Annotated in this window: 16 protein-coding genes; 14 read left to right on the top strand and 2 right to left on the bottom strand. The window is 44.7% G+C overall.

Annotated features, from left to right (window positions below):
- The first annotated feature begins 511 nt into the window (after positions 1-511).
- The 11 genes from rfbF (at position 512) to C1A11_RS07630 (ending at position 13224) form a co-directional block, all read left to right on the top strand.
- A complete protein-coding gene (gene rfbF / locus C1A11_RS07580) occupies positions 512-1282 on the top strand; it encodes a glucose-1-phosphate cytidylyltransferase (RefSeq protein WP_102049878.1) in 771 nt (256 codons plus the stop codon).
- Between the two features lie 13 nt (positions 1283-1295).
- Complete coding sequence (gene rfbG / locus C1A11_RS07585) at positions 1296-2354, top strand: CDP-glucose 4,6-dehydratase (RefSeq protein WP_102049879.1); 1059 nt, start codon at positions 1296-1298, stop codon at positions 2352-2354.
- A complete protein-coding gene (gene rfbH / locus C1A11_RS07590) occupies positions 2347-3693 on the top strand; it encodes a lipopolysaccharide biosynthesis protein RfbH (RefSeq protein WP_102049880.1) in 1347 nt (448 codons plus the stop codon). Before rfbG ends, rfbH begins: the two co-directional genes overlap by 8 nt.
- An 87-nt stretch (positions 3694-3780) precedes the next feature.
- Positions 3781-6204 carry a glycosyltransferase family 39 protein gene (locus tag C1A11_RS07595; RefSeq protein WP_102049881.1) on the top strand — a complete coding sequence of 808 codons (2424 nt, stop codon included), beginning with the start codon at positions 3781-3783 and terminating at the stop codon, positions 6202-6204.
- A 321-nt stretch (positions 6205-6525) separates the two neighbouring features.
- Complete coding sequence (locus tag C1A11_RS07600; protein WP_102049882.1) at positions 6526-8130, top strand: aldolase catalytic domain-containing protein; 1605 nt, start codon at positions 6526-6528, stop codon at positions 8128-8130.
- Positions 8131-8156: 26 nt separating this feature from the next.
- Entirely contained in the window at positions 8157-9953 is a 1797-nt protein-coding gene (locus tag C1A11_RS07605) for a thiamine pyrophosphate-binding protein (protein WP_102049883.1), read from the top strand.
- 10 nt (positions 9954-9963) lie between these two features.
- On the top strand, positions 9964-10629 hold the full coding sequence (locus C1A11_RS07610; RefSeq protein WP_180950285.1) for an HAD family hydrolase: 666 nt from the start codon (positions 9964-9966) through the stop codon (positions 10627-10629).
- The gene (locus tag C1A11_RS07615) at positions 10626-11552 is read left to right on the top strand and encodes an NAD-dependent epimerase/dehydratase family protein (protein WP_102049884.1); all 927 of its coding nucleotides are present in this window, start codon (positions 10626-10628) and stop codon (positions 11550-11552) included. The genes C1A11_RS07610 and C1A11_RS07615 overlap by 4 nt, the downstream gene beginning before the upstream one ends.
- Positions 11549-12511 carry a glycosyltransferase family 2 protein gene (locus C1A11_RS07620; RefSeq protein ID WP_102049885.1) on the top strand — a complete coding sequence of 321 codons (963 nt, stop codon included), beginning with the start codon at positions 11549-11551 and terminating at the stop codon, positions 12509-12511. Before C1A11_RS07615 ends, C1A11_RS07620 begins: the two co-directional genes overlap by 4 nt.
- Positions 12501-12875, top strand: coding sequence for an EamA family transporter (locus C1A11_RS07625; RefSeq protein WP_102049886.1), 375 nt, complete (start codon positions 12501-12503; stop codon positions 12873-12875). Before C1A11_RS07620 ends, C1A11_RS07625 begins: the two co-directional genes overlap by 11 nt.
- Positions 12868-13224, top strand: a complete 357-nt coding sequence (locus C1A11_RS07630; protein ID WP_102049887.1) for an EamA family transporter — start codon at positions 12868-12870, stop codon at positions 13222-13224. The genes C1A11_RS07625 and C1A11_RS07630 overlap by 8 nt, the downstream gene beginning before the upstream one ends.
- Before the next feature lie 566 nt (positions 13225-13790).
- Here C1A11_RS07630 and rpsI read toward each other — a convergent pair.
- A complete protein-coding gene (gene rpsI / locus C1A11_RS07635; protein WP_102049888.1) occupies positions 13791-14189 on the bottom strand; it encodes a 30S ribosomal protein S9 in 399 nt (132 codons plus the stop codon).
- A 14-nt stretch (positions 14190-14203) separates the two neighbouring features.
- Positions 14204-14632 carry a 50S ribosomal protein L13 gene (rplM, locus tag C1A11_RS07640; protein ID WP_102049889.1) on the bottom strand — a complete coding sequence of 143 codons (429 nt, stop codon included), beginning with the start codon at positions 14630-14632 and terminating at the stop codon, positions 14204-14206.
- A 290-nt stretch (positions 14633-14922) separates the two neighbouring features.
- Between rplM and alr the strand changes: the two genes are divergently transcribed.
- The 3 genes from alr to C1A11_RS07655 are packed head-to-tail and all read left to right on the top strand — an operon-like array spanning position 14923 to position 17639.
- Complete coding sequence (alr, locus tag C1A11_RS07645; RefSeq protein ID WP_102049890.1) at positions 14923-16095, top strand: alanine racemase; 1173 nt, start codon at positions 14923-14925, stop codon at positions 16093-16095.
- On the top strand, positions 16096-16629 hold the full coding sequence (locus tag C1A11_RS07650; RefSeq protein WP_102049891.1) for a cysteine hydrolase family protein: 534 nt from the start codon (positions 16096-16098) through the stop codon (positions 16627-16629).
- Positions 16630-16679: 50 nt separating this feature from the next.
- Positions 16680-17639: a type I phosphomannose isomerase catalytic subunit gene (locus C1A11_RS07655; RefSeq protein WP_102049892.1), complete on the top strand. Its 960-nt coding sequence runs from the start codon at positions 16680-16682 to the stop codon at positions 17637-17639.
- Positions 17640-18046 lie beyond the last annotated feature (407 nt).

Genomic DNA, 18046 nt, shown 5'->3' on the forward strand with positions numbered 1-18046 from the left:
TTATTATGCCTTATTAAAAAATGTGAAAATAAACAAATTCGGAGCTTTTTCGACAAATTGCCTATAATTTTTTTCTTAAAACATGTATGATAGAGAGAGATATAACTTGTACCCAAAACTGTTTATATGAGTATCGGCATGAAAAAACGGAAAAATTGTCTTTTTGCTTTTTATTATTTTGTTTTAATAAAAAAGATATGCCTAAAATAATCTTTTGGTGAGAAAAATAGAACAAAACGTTGCTCGCTGTTTATTTGCGTAAATCAAAAGAGACGTAACAGCTGTAATATCATCAAAGATAATATTGGACATGCTAAGCCATATTCGAAGCAAGGAAAGTTCTTTATGTAAAATTTATAAGATGAGGAGGAGGCTAATGCCTCTATTTTCCATGTCGAAAATTTTTTCTTTGCTGAATCGTAAAATAAGTAAGCGTAGAATGCAATAAATTGTGATTTTATAACAGGCATGTTATGATTGAAAAATAGTGTGTTTTAAAGGAGTCATAGATATGAAAGTGGTACTTTTAGCAGGTGGACTGGGCACTCGTATTAGTGAAGAGAGTCATTTGAAACCGAAGCCGATGATTGAAATTGGCGAAAAGCCTATCTTGTGGCATATCATGAAAGAATACTCGGCTTGTGGGTTTAATGACTTCATTATTTGTGCGGGTTACAAACAATATGTCATTAAAGAATTTTTTGCAGATTATTTCCTTCATACATCGGATGTAACCTTTGATTTGCAGAACAACAGTATGGAAGTACATGATAATTTTGCGGAGCCTTGGAAAGTAACCGTTGTTGACACAGGGTTGAACACTATGACAGGCGGTCGAATCAAACGCATTCAAAAATATGTAGGCAATGAGCCGTTTTTTATGACCTATGGCGATGGTGTTTGTGATGTAAATATCAACGAGCTGTTAGAATTCCACAAATCTCACGATAAAATCGCAACCATGACCGCCGTGAATGTTGGACAACGCTTTGGCGTTTTAGATATCGGTAAAGAGGGTGCCATTCAATCTTTCCGGGAGAAAAATGACAGCGATGGCGGCATGATTAATGGTGGCTATATGGTGCTAGATCCTGAAATTTTTGATTACATTGACGGCGATGCAACTGTTTTTGAGAAGAAACCGCTGGAGACGCTAGCGGCCAAGGGCGAACTGGTTGCGTATCCGCACAAAGGCTTCTGGCAGTGCATGGACACCATGCGAGACAAAGAAATGTTGGAAGACTTGATTGCCAAGAAAAAAGCACCTTGGATTAAGTGGTAGGAGAAAATATCGCATGAAACTGGATTTTTACAGAGGAAAACGAGTTTTTGTAACTGGACATACCGGGTTTAAAGGTGCTTGGCTGTGCCGTATGTTAGTCAATGCGGGCGCCGAGGTGACGGGCTACAGCCTGCCCGCACCAACAGAGCCGAGCCTGTTTTCTATGGCCGATTTGGAAGGACGCATGAACAGCGTGATTGGGGACATTCGAGACTTCGAGCACCTCAAGCGGGTATTCGAGGAAGCGCGTCCGGAAATTGTGCTGCATTTGGCGGCTCAGCCGATTGTCCGGGATAGTTACAATGACCCTCGTTATACCTATGAAACCAATGTTATGGGCACCGTGAACATTTTAGAATGTGTTCGTCTTTCCAGCACCGTACAGAGTGTTTTGAATGTCACAACGGATAAAGTGTATCATAACAATGAATGGGAATGGGGCTATCGCGAAACAGAACCTTTGGATGGCTTCGACCCCTATTCCAACTCCAAAAGCTGTTCGGAATTGGTCACTCACAGTTACAAAAACAGCTTTTTTGCTACCGATTTGCCGGCGGTTTCCACTGCACGCGCAGGCAATGTGATTGGCGGCGGCGATTTTGCCCATGATCGTATCATACCGGATTGCGTAAGAGCGGTTCAAAAAGGGTACGATATTGTTGTGCGGAACCCGCATTCAACACGGCCTTACCAGCACGTGCTGGAACCGCTGTTTGCCTATTTGATGATTGCGCAGAAACAGTATGAGGACGCAACTTATGCAGATTGGTATAATGTTGGACCGGATGACTGTGATTGCTTGACTACCGGAGATCTTGTCACCTTGTTCTGCGAAAAATGGTCGGATAAAGTGAAATGGGTCAATAAATGGGTAGGTGGACCTCACGAGGCGAATTTTTTGAAGCTGGATTGCAGCAAGCTGAAAAGTCGCTTTGGATGGGCACCGCGTTGGCACATTAGCGAGGCGATTGAAAAAACAGTGGAATGGACCCGCACTTACTTAAGCGGTGGCGATATTCCAGCGGTAATGGATAAACAGATTGACGAATTTTTGGAGGAAAACCATGTTTAAAGGGAAAAAAGAAGCCGAGGCACGTCAGGAAATTTTGGCTGCTGTTGCGGAATATTATCACGAGTACAAGGAAAAGAAAGAACCGTTTACAGAAGGCGACCGCATTACCTATGCGGCACGCGTTTTTGACGAAAAAGAAATGTGCGCACTTACTGAAGCAACCCTTGACTTTTGGCTGACCACCGGTCGCTTCTCTGACCAGTTTGAAAAAGAGTTTGCACAGTGGCTTGGTGTGAAATATGCCAGTCTCGTTAACAGCGGCTCTTCCGCAAACCTCATTGCATTTACAGCGCTTACTGCTCCGGAATTGGGTGAGCGCCGCATCAAACGCGGCGATGAGGTCATCACCGTTGCTTGTGGCTTCCCGACCACAGTTACGCCGATTCTTCAATATGGCGCAGTGCCGGTATTTGTGGATGTTACCATTCCACAGTATAACATTGATGTAACCAAACTAGAGGCTGCTTACAGCGAAAAAACCAAGGCAGTCATGATTGCTCATACTTTGGGCAACCCGTTTGACCTTTCGGCGGTGAAGGCATTTTGCGATAAGCACAATCTGTGGTTGATCGAAGACAACTGCGATGCGCTTGGAAGCGAATATACACTGGATGGCAAAACCTACTTGACCGGTACAATCGGCGATATTGGTACGTCCAGCTTTTACCCCCCGCATCACATGACGATGGGTGAAGGTGGTTGTGTTTATACCAATGATCCGTTGCTGCATAAATTAATCAACTCGTTCCGTGACTGGGGCCGTGATTGCGTCTGCCCGTCTGGCGTGGACAACTTCTGTAAGCATCGTTATGATGGTCAATACGGCGAACTGCCGAAGGGTTACGACCACAAGTACGTCTACAGCCATTTTGGCTATAACCTTAAGGTTACCGATATGCAGGCAGCAATCGGCTGTGAGCAGCTCAAAAAGTTTCCATCGTTTGTAGAGCGTCGCCGCCACAACTGGGCAAGACTGCGTGCTGCACTGGCGGCTGGCAGCGATAAGCTGATTTTGCCGGAGCCTGTAGAAAACTCCAACCCGTCATGGTTCGGCTTCTTGATTACGATTAAAGAAGAGGCCAAGCTGAACCGTGAAGAGGTAGTGCGTTTTATCGAGGGAAAAGGCGTGCAGACTCGCATGTTGTTCTCTGGCAACCTTGTGAAACACCCCTGCTTTGATGAAATGCGTGCCACCGGTGAAGGCTACCGTATTGTGGGCGAGCTGACTAACACCGATTATATTATGAATAACACGTTCTGGGTGGGCGTTTACCCTGGCATGAGCGACGAGATGATCGACTACATGGCAAAAACTATTTTGGATGCTGTTCATTTGTAAAGCGAGATCAACAAGCTGATTGCTTAGTTAATGGCTTGATATAATAGGTCAGGGCAAACGATCTTCCCTGCGGAAGGAAAGGTATTATTGGAGAAACTATTGTCAAAACAAAGCAGAGGTTTTATAGTGCAAAAAAGAAGCGTTAAATTTGCTTGGGCGATAGCGTTAGTAGCTGTAATTTTGTTCTACTCGTCGTTATATTTTTTCAACACCTATCCAACTACAGAGGGGTGGGGCATCAATTATGCAGAATTAATCGGATCCGGTATGGTTCCATATCGAGACTTTTATTATTATCTTCCCCCTCTAAATATCTGGGTTGATGCGTTACTGTGGCGATTGTCTGGTGGGTTGCTCTTGGTATACAGAGCTTGGCGCCTTGCAGAGCGTATTGGAATTCTACTACTTGTGTTCAACTATCTTTCACGGTACTTTAACAGCAGTGTAGTCTGGCTCGGATGCGCATTTACAGGTGTCTTAATCACGGGGAATGTCTACGATTTGTTTGGTGACTACAATCAAACACAGTTTTTATTTACGTTACTTTTAATTTACTGTGCTACGGGATTTGCCGACCGCAAAGGAAACAACAGCAGGTATTCTTTTTTGCTGATAGGTGGCATTATATTAGGCGGTATGTTCTTATTAAAACAGCCGGTCTTTGTAGCTAACTTTGCAGTTTTTTTTCTTTGCTTCAGTGCTTTCTGTTTTAAATATAGAGACAAACACTATTTAAGCTATTGCGGTGCGATTGCTGCAGGGCTTATATTAACCATTATTCCAGTGTTTGTTTATTTGGCTAGCAACAATGCTTTTCAACCTTTTGTAGAGCAAGTGTTTTTGAACGTAGACGGAAAAGGCTCAATGTATAATATTATGCTGGGGCGTTTGATTTTACAGTTTACCAAATACCGAGCCTTACAGATGGCACTTCTTATTATTGGGGTTACTTTACTTTTCAAATATTATTCTGCACGGCATAAAAGCACCAAGTGGTCATTTTATGCAAAAAAAATTGGTTTAATGGTGGTTCTAGTCTCGATTTTGATCGGTTATCAGGACTGCATTGTGGAGTTGCTTTTGCTGTTTCAAAAGTATCCGCTCGAATGTTTTATCATATTTGCTTCATTGCTACCGTTTATTACCATTGAGCTACTTAAAAGTTATAAAAACAAAAAAATACCTCTCTCAATCGAAGTACTCAGTATAGCCTTGGGCACAGTGATATCCGCAATCTCCGTTTTTCGTAATGAATCGTTCACGACCGATTTTGTGCAACAGACACAGACTGAAAAAACGTTAATTTACACCTTAATCGAAAGCGATTTCTCCACAATTGTATTTTTTATTACAATTGGCCTGTGTTTTTATTTTTTCTCTAGAAAAGATTCCCGAAGTGATGCGCTATTTTTTTTCACTAGTGGTGGCTTGAGTATGATATATGCTTTCGTTATGACTACAAATGGCCAGATAGACGCTCGGATTTTCAATCTCACCCTTCCCCTGCTTATCTGCTGCGTATTTTCTTTTAAAATAGATCAAAGAGGAATTGTGACGATTTGGAAATTTTTATTGGGAAGTACTTGCGTCTTATTATCCGTTGTTTGTATTGCCCAAAAGTGCAATAGCGCATATACATGGTGGGGATGGACTGACTATTCTGTTCATGAGAAGATTTATCCCGTAGACATCCCTGCACTAAAAGGTTTAAAGCTATCCGCAGAACAAAAGGAAATCTATGAAGAAATCACCAAACTGGTGGAAGAAAACAGTGATGAAGATGATGTAGTATGGGGGTATCCTCATATTAAAATTTTTAACGTGCTAACCAATCGGTATAAAATGAGTACATTTATGCCGGTTCTGTTTTATGACGTTTCCGCAGATAGCTATGTCGAAGAAGAAGTATCACGTTTAAAAGAAAATCCGCCGGATATTATCATCTGGGAAACGATTCCTTATTGTATCGAGGTGCACGAAGATGTATTTCGTGATGGGAAATTGTTAAAGCAACGTGAAATTGTAGATTGGTTTCACAGCGTCGCAAACACACAATATACCATGATTGGAAGAATAGGCGATTATGGTGTTTATCGTTTAAATGATGGGTATCCGATTAAATCTACTTATTATAAGCCAGATTCTATTTCTCTTTATCCAGTAGAAGGTGTATACGCTCCCGAGTCAAACTTTACTTGGTGTCAAAAAGAAGCGCAATATACAATCAACTCTAACGTAGAGCATCAGGTGGACGCAGAACTTAAGACAAAGCTGATTGTGAGTAACGCAGAAACCCCTGGGCAATTTACCGTTAAGCTGAATGACCAAATCATATTTCAGACACCAGTAGATTCAGAAAACTCCCGGCTCAATCTTGATTTAAAATTGCCCTTGAAAACAGGCGACAATAAACTGGTTATGACAACTACAACTCAGCGCATATCAGCACCTGAGGATCCTCGAGAATTGTACTTCCAAATTGTCACAGCTGAAACTTCGTTAGTAGGTTAATTCCATAAGAAATCCAAGAGTGCTTTTGGACGCTGAAGTAATGAGCTACAAAATCCAAACTGGTGTTCAAGATTTGCATTAATTGCGTAGCGCCGGAAGATTGTGAATACAGATTATGCTTACTCCTTACTCTACCAGACAGCACCTACTGGCTAAGCCGTTAGGTGCTGTCTGTACGAAAAGTGATACCGTGAAAAGTAAGCTGTTACAGATGTTATGAAAATGGATCATCGTTAGGTGGGATTTCTAAGGCTAATACGGAAAAGCGGAAGTTGTGCAGCTTGAAGATTGCTTCAAAAAGCACCGAGAAAGGAAACAGTTATGAAAAATGTAAAATTACTGGATTGTACGCTGCGCGATGGGGGCTATATCAATGACTGGGAGTTTGGCCATGATACGCTAATTAGCGTATTTGAACGCCTTGTCAGCACCAAAGTGGATGCAATTGAAATTGGATTTTTAGACGAGCGTCGTGCCTTTGATATTAATCGCAGTATTATGCCGGATACGGCTAGTGCCGGCAAGATATACGGTGGGGTGGATAAAGGCAGTGCAATGGTGGTCGGAATGATCGACTATGGCACTTGCGGAATCGAGCAGATTCAGCCTTGTAATGAGAGCTATCTGGATGGTATTCGTGTGATTTTTAAAAAACACCTCATGCACGAAGCGCTGGCATTTTGCAAGCAAATCAAAGACCTAGGATACCAGGTTTTCGCACAGCTCGTGTCGGTTACCAGCTATAACGATAAAGAATTGCTGGAATTGATTGACTTGGTGAACAGTGTCAAGCCCTATGCAGTTTCTATGGTGGATACCTATGGCTTGATGCATCAGGAAAACCTTTCTCATATTTTTGATATTCTGGACCACAATCTTGACCCGGAAATCTGCATTGGCTACCATGCGCATAACAACTTCCAGATGGGATATGCGAACTGCATCAAAATGCTGCACACCGATACCGAACGCACCATTCTTGTAGACGGTACGTTATATGGTATGGGCAAAAGCGCTGGCAATGCACCGCTTGAGTTGCTGGGCATGTATATGAACGACAATTTAGGCAAGCAGTACGACGTAGGTCAGATGCTGGAAGCAATTGAAAACAATATTATGGAAATCTATCGCCATATTCCGTGGGGTTATAACCTGTTTTATTATGTGGCGGCATCCAACCATTGCCACCCCAGCTATGTGTCTTATCTGATGAACAAGCGGACGCTTTCGATTAAATCCATCAATGAGATTTTGCCGCATTTACAGGGCGAAAGCAAGCTGCTGTATGATAAAAAATTGATTGAGCAGCTTTATCTCGACTATCAGAAGACAGAGTGTGAAGACTCTCAAGCACGGAGCCAGCTAAAAGCACAACTTGCGGGCAAGACCGTGCTGGTATTAGGCCCGGGCAAAAACTTGGTACAGCAGGCCAATTTAATTGGGGACTGCCTGAATAATTGTGACCCAGTGATTATTTCTGTCAACTTTATGCCCAAGCAGTTTAAGCCGGATTATCTCTTCTTGACTAATTCCAAGCGCTATGCACAGCTGAGTACTCGTCTTGCAGACCCCGCCAATAAAAACATGCCGCTGATCGCCACTTCTAACGTGACAAAAGCGGAAGGCACTTTTGAGTATGAGCTGAATTACAGCAATTTGATTGACGAGAAAACCGAAATTCCCGATAACTCTCTGATCATGATGTTAAAAGTATTGATGGCATCTGGTGTCACCAAAATTCTTTTGGCGGGATTTGACGGCTATACTGCGCGGGAAGAAGAAGAAAACTATTTTAATACCAACATGGAATACAGTTTCGCAAAAGAAAAAGCGGAGTATTTGAACGCTTATGCGAAAAAATTCCTGGCAGAACATGCAGATCAAATTGAGGTCACGTTTGTGACTCGTTCGCATTATCAAGATTAAGAAACAGTGCAGGGGAGAATCAACGAATGAAAGTAAGAGTAGCCGATTATATTGCGGATTTCTTTGCGAAAAATGAGATTACGGATGTTTTTTCCGTTACCGGCGGCGGTGCCATGCACATGAATGATGCGCTGGGGCATCATAACGCACTCACCGTAACCTACAATCACCACGAGCAGGCTTGCTCGATTGCCGCAGAAGCCTACACTCGCCTTACTGGCAAGCTGGCAGTTTGCTGTGTGACAAGTGGCCCGGGTGGTACCAATGCGATTACCGGCGCCATGGGCGGCTGGTTAGATTCTATCCCGATGTTTATTCTTTCGGGTCAGGTCAAACGCGAAACGACCATCTGGTCTGTTCCTGAGCTTGGCCTGCGCCAGCTTGGCGATCAGGAATTTGACATTGTACACACCGTTGCAAACATGACGAAATATGCGGTCATGGTGACCAATGAAAATGAGATTGCCTATCATCTGGAAAAAGCCTTGTATCTTGCGAAAGAAGGCCGCGGCGGTCCGGTGTGGGTAGATGTGCCGCTCGACGTGCAAGGTGCAAAAATCGAAACGGACGACCTCGTTCATTTTGATGCAGCGAAAGAGGCGGCACCAGCGATTCCTTCGCTGTGTGCGCAAGAAGCTCAGAGTATTTTGGCGAAGATTGCGGCTGCAAAACGTCCCTTGATTTTGGTTGGTACTGGCATCCGGTTGGGTGACGCAGAAAATGAGCTGCTTCGTTTTGCGGAAAAAATGCAATTGCCGATTGTTACTGCGTGGAATGCAAACGATGTGGTAGGCGCAGACAGCCCTTATTTTGCAGGTATGCCCGGCACCGTTGGCACCCGTGGCGGCAATTTTGTAGTGCAAAACTGTGATTTGCTTCTTTCTCTGGGCTGCCGGCTCAATATCCGGATGATTAGCTACAACAAGCGTCAATTTGCAGAAAACGCTTATAAAATCGTGGTCGATATTGATGAAAAAGAATTGAAAAAGCCGACCATTGTACCTGATCTTCCGATTCACGGAGATGTAAAACAGGTACTGGGTGCATTGCTGCAAGAAGATTATACACCGGTTGCGGCGCATGAAGCGTGGCTGTCTTGGTGCCGTACCATCAATGCGCGCTACCCGGCAGCATTGCCTGAATACCACGGCAGTGAAAAGCTGAATCCATATGTATTTATGGATCAGATGTTTGATGCATTGGATAAAAATGATACGATTGTCTGCGGCAATGGCAGCGCATGTGTTATGACATTCCAAGCAAGCAAAATCAAACAGGGTCAGCGCATGTTTACCAACTCTGGTTGTGCAGCGATGGGCTATGGCCTGCCTGGCGCACTTGGCGCCGCTGTCGCAAAAAAAGACGGTCGGGTAATCTGTGTGGATGGCGACGGAAGCATTATGATGAATATTCAAGAGCTTGCGACTGTGGCACTCCACAAACAGAATATGAAAATCATTCTGTTAAATAACGCAGGATATCACTCCATTCGTCAGACCCAGACCAATATTTTTCAGCCGCCTTTGATAGGTGTCGGGCCGGAAAGTGGTGTAGGTTTTCCGGATTTTGCAAAGCTGGCGGATGCATTTGGGATTCCATATCGACGCATTGACAACGAAGCGAGCGCTCAGGCTACACTGGCAGAACTGCTTGCGGTGGAAGGGCCTGTACTTTGCGAAGTAGTTGTAGACGAAACACAAAACTTTGCGCCCAAACTTTCTTCCAAAGTTTTGCCCGATGGCAAGATTGTATCGCCAAAGCTCGATGATATGTTCCCGTTCCTGCCCGAAGAAGAATATCGTGCCAATCATTTTGAAGGCTGAGATCAGACAAATGAAAAAACTGGTTATTTTTGATTTTGATGGAACCTTAGTAGACACGATTACCGACGTAGCAATTTGCTTCAATGGGGCCCTGGCTGCCTGTGGTCAGCCGGGGCATTCCTTGAAAGCGTTTGACAATTTTGTAGGCGGCAATCTGGAAACCGTTGTCTCTCGTATGCTGCCACCAGCGGCAAAAGAAGATGCGAAAATAATAGACCAAGTGAAAACGGCTTATCGTGAACGATACCTTGCAAGTGACAAGCCGAACACCAAGCCCTATTTGGGCATTATGGAAATGATAGCGATGGTACAAAGTGCCGGGGCTAAATTAGCGGTGCATACCAATAAAGGGCAACAACTGACCGATGCCCTCGTCGCAAAATTGTTTCCTGATGTTCCGTTTTGTGCCGTTGTAGGTTATGATGACACACGCCCCTCCAAGCCAGACCCTGATGGAGTCATACGCATTTGTCAAGCCGCACATTGTACCCTTGATGAGGCGATTTATGTGGGAGATGGAAAAACCGATTTGGATACCGCAGCAAATGCAGGGATTCCTTGTGTGTTAGCTGCCTGGGGCCAAACCAAACCCGAAGATATTACCGATCCACGAGTGGCTTTTTGTGCATATACAGTGGCAGAAGCAACAAGCTGGATAAGAGGGGAATTGACATGATAAAAAAAGCGATTATCACGGGCGCAACAGGAATGATTGGAAGCACCCTTGCAAAACAGTTGATTGCGCAAGGTACCCAAGTTCTTGCGGTTGTGCGGCCCGGCACAAAAAAGCTTGCAAACTTGCCGGATTCGCCTATGCTTTCGTTAGTGGAATGTGGAGTAGATGAAATTTCCACATTGCCGGAAAAACTAGCTAATCATGAGTGGAACTGCTTTTTTCATTTAGCGTGGGCAGATGCTTTTGGCGGCGGACGCAATGATATGGATAGCCAGATAGGCAATATTACCGGCACAGTACATGCTGTGCGTGCGGCGGCAGCGATGGGCTGCAATGTATTTGTAGGCGCAGGCAGTCAAGCGGAGTATGGCCGGGTAGAGGGCAAGCTTCGCCCCGAAACCCCAACCTTTCCTGAAAATGGATATGGTATGGCAAAGCTGTGTGCAGGCGAAATGAGCCGCGTAGAATGTAAAAAATTAGGCTTGCGACATGTATGGGTGCGCATTTTGAGTATCTACGGACCCGGAGATAACGCCTATACGCTGGTTGGTAGTGCCATTGAGAGCTTTTTGGACGGCAAAGAAACAGCATTTACCGCCGGGGAGCAGATGTGGGACTACCTGTATAGCGAAGATGCCGCACATGCGATTCTCCTTGCTGGAGAAAAGGGGCACGATGGAGCGGTGTATCCGCTTGGTGGAGGCACCGTTCGTCCGCTTAAAGAGTATATTCTCGCCATTCGAGATGCCATCAACCCGTCACTTAATGCAGGTTTGGGTAAGCGCCCGTATATGGAGGGGCAAGTGATGCATCTGGAGGCAGATATTTCTGCGTTGACCGCAGACACTGGATTTATGCCGCAAATGGATTTTGAAACCGGCATCCGGAAGACAATTGACTGGGTAAAGGAAACGAGAAAATGAGCGATAAAAAAACAGTATCAGTTTTGATTCCTTGTTACAATGAAGAAGAAAATGTTGTTGCAATCTGCGAAGCCGTGCGTGGAGTCATCCAAAAAGAGCTGCCAGAGTACAACTACGAAATTGTATTTATTGATAACAAATCTACGGACAAAACGCGGATTTTGCTACAGGGACTTTGTGCAGAGGATAAGTGCGTAAAAGCTATTTTTAACTCTAAAAACTTTGGTCAGTTTAATAGCCCCTATTATGGTTTGCTGCAAACAACGGGCGATTGTGCTGTAAGCATGTCGGCAGACTTTCAAGATCCCCCTTCGATGATTCCGAAATTTGTACATGAATGGGAACAGGGGTATAAGGTGGTTTGTGCCATCAAAACCTCCAGTAAAGAATCTCACCTGATGTATTTCTTGAGGAGTTGCTATTACAAAACAATTAAAAAGATGAGTTCGGTAGAACAAATCGAACATTTTACCGGTTTTGGTTTATACGACCATAGTTTTATCGAAACGCTGCGCAAGCTGGACGATTCCACCCCATTTATGCGCGGCATTGTGGCAGAGCTTGGACCTGATCGAAAGGATATTCCGTTTGAACAGCCCAAACGTCGTGCCGGAAAAACCCATAACAACTGGTATACCCTCTACGATGCAGCAATGCTTAGTTTTACGAGCTACACGAAAATCGGCCTTCGCCTTGCAACTTTAGTAGGCTTTTTGGCAAGTGGTATTTCTTGCGTGGTAGCATTAGTTTATCTCATCATGAAGTTGGTATGGTGGAATCGCTTTATTGCTGGCACTACGCCAATTTTAATCGGTGTATTTTTGATGGGTGGCATTCAATTGATGTTTATTGGTCTTTTGGGTGAGTACATTCTCAGTATGAATCAACGCTTGATGCATCGTCCGCTTGTTGTGGAAGAAAAACGATTCAATTTTGAGGAGCAAGCCGATGAAAAATAAGACCAGCCCTAAAATGTATTTGGCATTGCACTTGTTAATTGTGCTGTTCAGCCTTTCTTCTGTTTGCAGTAAGCTTGCCTCTAAACAGCCTTTTTTAAGTTTTAAATTTTGCTTGTTTTACGGGTTAGTTTTGGTGATTTTAGCAGTTTATGCGTTGTTTTGGCAGCAAATTATCAAAAGGATGCCTTTAACAGCCGCTTATGCGAATAAGGCGGTCACAGTGGTATGGGGATTACTCTGGGGTCTGCTGATTTTTAATGAAAAAATCACCGTAGGCAAAATGATTGGATGCGTCATTATTGTGGCGGGGGTATTGCTCTTTGCTTTTAGTGATGAGGAGAAAAAGGAGACAGACAATGAATAGTATCAATGCCATGCTTCCTTATATCGCTATTAGTTTGGGTTCTATCTTTGTGGCCTCGGTATCTCAAGTACTACTGAAAAAAGCAGCGATGAAAAAGTATAAAAATATGATGGCGGAATACTTGAATCCGCTTGTGATTTTTGCCTACTTTTTATTCTTTAGCACCACACTGCTCGGCGTAGTTGCTTATAAGGGCATCCCTGTCAGCCTTGGCCCTGTGCTTGAAACCACAAGTTATATTTACATTACCATTTTTGGTGTGGTAATTTTTAAAGAGAAGCTAAACAAGAAAAAAGTGTTGGCACTGGCTTTAATTGTCATAGGTGTCCTCATTTCTGCGCTGGGCTAAACATAAACATGGTACTTTTCATGCGAGTTGTGCCACATTATAGTGCCATTCATGTTTTCTGTTTGGCAAATAGCTGCGATTTACTGTGGCATACAGATAGGTTTGCACTGTTATTTGCTTGCATCAAGAAAATAGGTCTATCGAGATTTGTCATTTTCCACAAATGGTGATGTAAACATTCCAGTCTGTGAATTATGACTATCACGGTAGGCTTTTTTAGGTAAGAGCAGTCTCCCAATACTTGCTAATGATATCTGCAAATAGGATGAGCATGACAGAATATCTGCGGTAATTCATTCAGCGGCCTCCAGATGCGGGAGTTATGCTCAAACATTTATATTAACTTGTTTTAGTGGCAATATACTTTAGGTCTGCACTATTAAATTATCTTTAACACAAGGGTTGATACGACTTCAGCTTTAAAAACGCTTTTTGAGAATTTTCACAACGAATTACCATATTGATCAATGCTGACACTCGAAAATCAATAGATGCCCGATTAAATGTAAAATCAATAAAAAAAGAGAGCCACCATATGGTAGCTCTCTTTTTGATTATTGAAAGAATTAGCGCTTGCTGAACTGAGGTGCGCGACGTGCAGCTTTGAGGCCGTACTTTTTACGCTCCTTCATACGCGGATCGCGGGTCAGGAAGCCTGCTTTTTTGAGTGCCGGGCGCAGGTTCTCGTCGTACTGCAGAAGAGCACGTGCGAGGCCGTGGCGGATAGCGCCAGCCTGGCCGGAAACACCGCCGCCTGCAACGCGGACAACGATGTCGAATTTGCCTTCCACTTCAGACAGGTGAAGCGGCTGACGAACGATAAGTTTCAGGGTCTCAAGACCAAAGAAATCGTCGATGTCACGGTCATTGATTGTGATTTTGCCAGTGCCGTTGTATACGCGAACGCGGGCAACGGAGGATTTGCGGCGGCCGGTGCCGTAAAAATATGGTTTTGTCTCGTACATCTTTCGTTACCCCCTTACAGTGTATACAGTTCAGGTTTCTGTGCGGCATTCTCATGCTCTGCGCCCTTGTAAACGCGCAGACGTTTGAGAGCAGATGCACCCAGCGTATTGTGGGGCAGCATGCCTTTGACAGCAACCATCATTGCTTTGTCAGAATTTTTGGCCATCATGGTGCGGTAGTTGATCTCTTTCAGACCACCGATCCAGCCGGAGTGGGTGCGGTAGAATTTCTGGTCCAGCTTGTTGCCGGTCAGAACTGCTTTATCGCAGTTGATGATGATGACATGGTCGCCACAGTCCACATTCGGAGTGAAGATGACCTTATCTTTGCCGCGAAGAAGAACAGCAGCTTTGGCAGCAACGCGGCCCAGCGGTTTGCCGGCAGCGTCGATGATATACCATTTGCGTTCCACTTTGCCAGCTTTCGCTAAAGTAGTGCTCATAACGTGTTTCCTCCTGTTATCTTGTATCTTCAAAAAACTTTGAACAATTTAAAGGCCCAATTTGGGCACAGTTGTTATTATAACAGGGCTTTTATAGCCTGTCAACAGCATTTTTTGGATTTTTTAATTTAGATTTTAGAAGCTCTCGTTTTCTCTTGTTTCCTCTTATATGCTCTAGTTTACTCGATTGCTATTTTTGAATTTTATTTTACCCTAAATTGTGCTATACTACCTTTAATAGCGTATTTATACTTTATATACTACTATATAATAAAAGGAACGGTCATCACATGGAATTTGAGAAACGTTGCTGGGCCGAGATCGATCTCGATAGAATCGAACACAATTTGAAAGTGATTAAAAAGCAGGCCCCTAAAAGCCAAATTATGGCGGTGGTAAAAGCAGATGCCTATGGCCACGGGGACGCTGTGGTGGCAAACGTACTGGAAGAGGCAGGTGCTGACAAATTTGCTGTTTCCGGCTTTGCAGAGGCCATGCGGCTGCGCCGCGCGGGTGTGACACGTCCCGTATTGGTATTGGGCTATACCAGCCCGCAAAAGGCGGCGATGCTTTCTATCAATACCATCACCCAGAGCGTTTATTCGCTGGAATATGCGCGTGCGCTTTCTTCTGCGGCGGTCGCGGCGCATACCACGGTTAACATTCATATCAAAGTAGATACCGGCATGGGACGCATTGGCTTTGCGGCGCGTGACGATTTGGAAACTGCACTGACTGAAATCGCCGAAGCGACCCGCTTGCCCGGACTATGCCCGACAGGCGTTTTTACGCATTTTGCTGTCAGTGACTCCAAACAGCCATCGGATATTGCATACACCAAAACTCAATATACTTTATTCTGTGATGTCATCAAACGTTTGGCGGAACGCGGCATTGCTTTTTCTATCAAGCATTGCTGTAACAGTGCGGCCATCTTTATGTACCCCGAAATGCAGCTTGACCTGGTGCGCCCCGGTGTAGTGCTTTACGGCTACCAACCTTCGCCAGATGTAAACTGTGCCGAGCTTTGCGGTGCACTGGAAATTAAAGCTACCATCAGCCTGGTTAAAAAAATTAAAGCGGGTGACGATATCAGCTACGGGCGTATCTTCCGTGCCGAAAAAGATATGACGATTGCAACCCTTGCTGTGGGCTATGCCGACGGCTATCAGCGTGCGCTTTCGGATAAAGGTATCGTTTCTATCCACGGAAAGCCCGCGCGTGTGGTAGGGCGGGTTTGTATGGACCAGATGATGGTAGACGTCACCGAGATTCCCGGCGTGAAACAAGGCGAGGTTGCCACTGTTTTCGGTGGTGGTGCGGCAGACTCAATTGATGATATTGCTGCAAAGTGCGGCACTGTCAACTATGAGATTTTGTGCGACATCGGGCGCCGGGTTCCGCGCGTTTATACACGCGGCGGCAAACAGATTAGCATTACTGACTATATGGGAGACTTTTAAATGAAAAAAATTCTTGTTGTAATCGATTATCAGAATGATTTTGTGACTGGCTCACTTGGCTTTGAAGAGGCAAAAAAGCTGGAGAACGGAATTGAAGCGCTCGTGGAAGCAGCACTTGAGGAAGGCACCAAAGTCATTTTTACCCGTGATACGCATGCAAAGGATTATCTTGAAACGCGTGAAGGTAAATTTCTGCCGGTACCTCACTGCATTAAAAACAGCGAGGGCTGGCACCTTTACGGTGCTTTGCGTAAATATGAAGAACACCCCGCTACCAGTTTGTTGGACAAGCCAGGTTTTGGCAGCGCAGGGCTGCCATATGCTGTTCAGCAGCTATTCGAAGGCGATGAGCCGGATGAGGTAGTTATCTGCGGTGTGGTCACTAATATCTGCGTACTGGCAAATGCCGTAATGCTGCAAACCGCCTTTCGACGTGCGAACATTGTGGTGAAAAAAGATCTCTGCGCAGCCATAGGCGAGGCGCATGAAAAAGCGCTCGAAATGTTGGCAGGCCTGGGAATTACCATCGAATAATCCCATAATAGGTACTATCTTGAGGTGTTTATACAAGGAGTAATGTGAAGATGCTGAAACCGTTTCGTTTAATGCCTGCATTTAAAGATTATTTATGGGGCGGGGAACGCCTGAAAACAGAATTCGGTAAGCAGACCGACACTTCGCCTTTGGCGGAGAGCTGGGAACTTTCGATACATAAGGACGGGCCCTCGGTGATTGCAGAAGGGGAATGGCGGGGCAAAACCCTGCCGGAATTTCTTTCTGCCCATCCGGAAGCTCTGGGGACTGCTTGCCCTGCCGGTGGACTGCCGGTTCTTATCAAACTAATCGATGCGAAACAACAGCTTTCGGTGCAGGTGCACCCTACGGAGGAATATGCTCAGCGGGTGGAGCACGAACACGGCAAAACCGAAATGTGGTATGTGTTGGCGGCAGAGCCGGGTGCTGAGCTGCTTTACGGATTTAAAAAAGAGATCAGTAAGGCGGATTTTCGTGCCCATATCCAGGATGGAACCTTACTGGAAGATATTAATGCCGTAAAGGTGCAGCCGGGTGACGTATTGTTTATCGATGCGGGTACCCTCCATGGCATCGGCGCTGGAATCGTGATTGCAGAAATTCAGCAGAACTCTAATTCTACCTATCGCATTTTCGACTATCAACGCCGAGATAAGGATGGGAATCTGCGAGAGTTGCACATCGACAAAGCTCTTGATGTGACAGAGCGATGCGCGCCCAAGCGGAATACAGAACCGTTCGGACCTGAGATTCAGCGGGACGGCTATACGGAAACCTTGTTGGGGCTTTGCGACTACTTTTCTGTTACGCGCATAAGGGTAAGCAGCAGTGCACAGCTTTGTGCAGATGCACGTAGCTATCATGCGCTGCTTTGCACCAATGGCACTGCGCAGGTGGAATTGGATGGACAGAATGCTTCTCTAAACAAAGGGGAAACAATGTTTATGCCCGCAGGGTGCGGCGCTTATACGCTTTCTGGGCATTGCGAACTGCTTGTTACTACGCTGTAATGGGCTTTTATCATTTGTTCTGCGATATAATCTTTATGCCATCGAAAGGGAACTGGAAAGAAACCAGCGACAAACCACGGCAAGCCGGCATACCAAGCTTATTACATCCGGCTGATATTTGCTGTGCCTCACCTAATAAATAGAAGAAAGGAATAACAACAGGTACCGCTAAGATGTAAACCGAAAAATACGAATTTGCAGAAAAGTAAAGAAAAATATTTTACTTTTCTGCTTGACAGCAAGGGCAGCAGTATGATATAACATAAACAGTTAGTTATGGCTAACTCACGCAAGCCCCGCATCCTCCCTTATTATTCTTGCCGAATAACCCTTATAATTTTTTTTGAGCGTGGGTTAGCCATAGCTAACTTAAACTGAAAAGCTACAAATTATAGTACTTTGTAGCA

It is taken from the genome of Pygmaiobacter massiliensis, assembly GCF_900199435.1.
In the GTDB taxonomy this organism is placed as follows: Bacteria; Bacillota; Clostridia; order Oscillospirales; family Ruminococcaceae; genus Pygmaiobacter; species Pygmaiobacter massiliensis.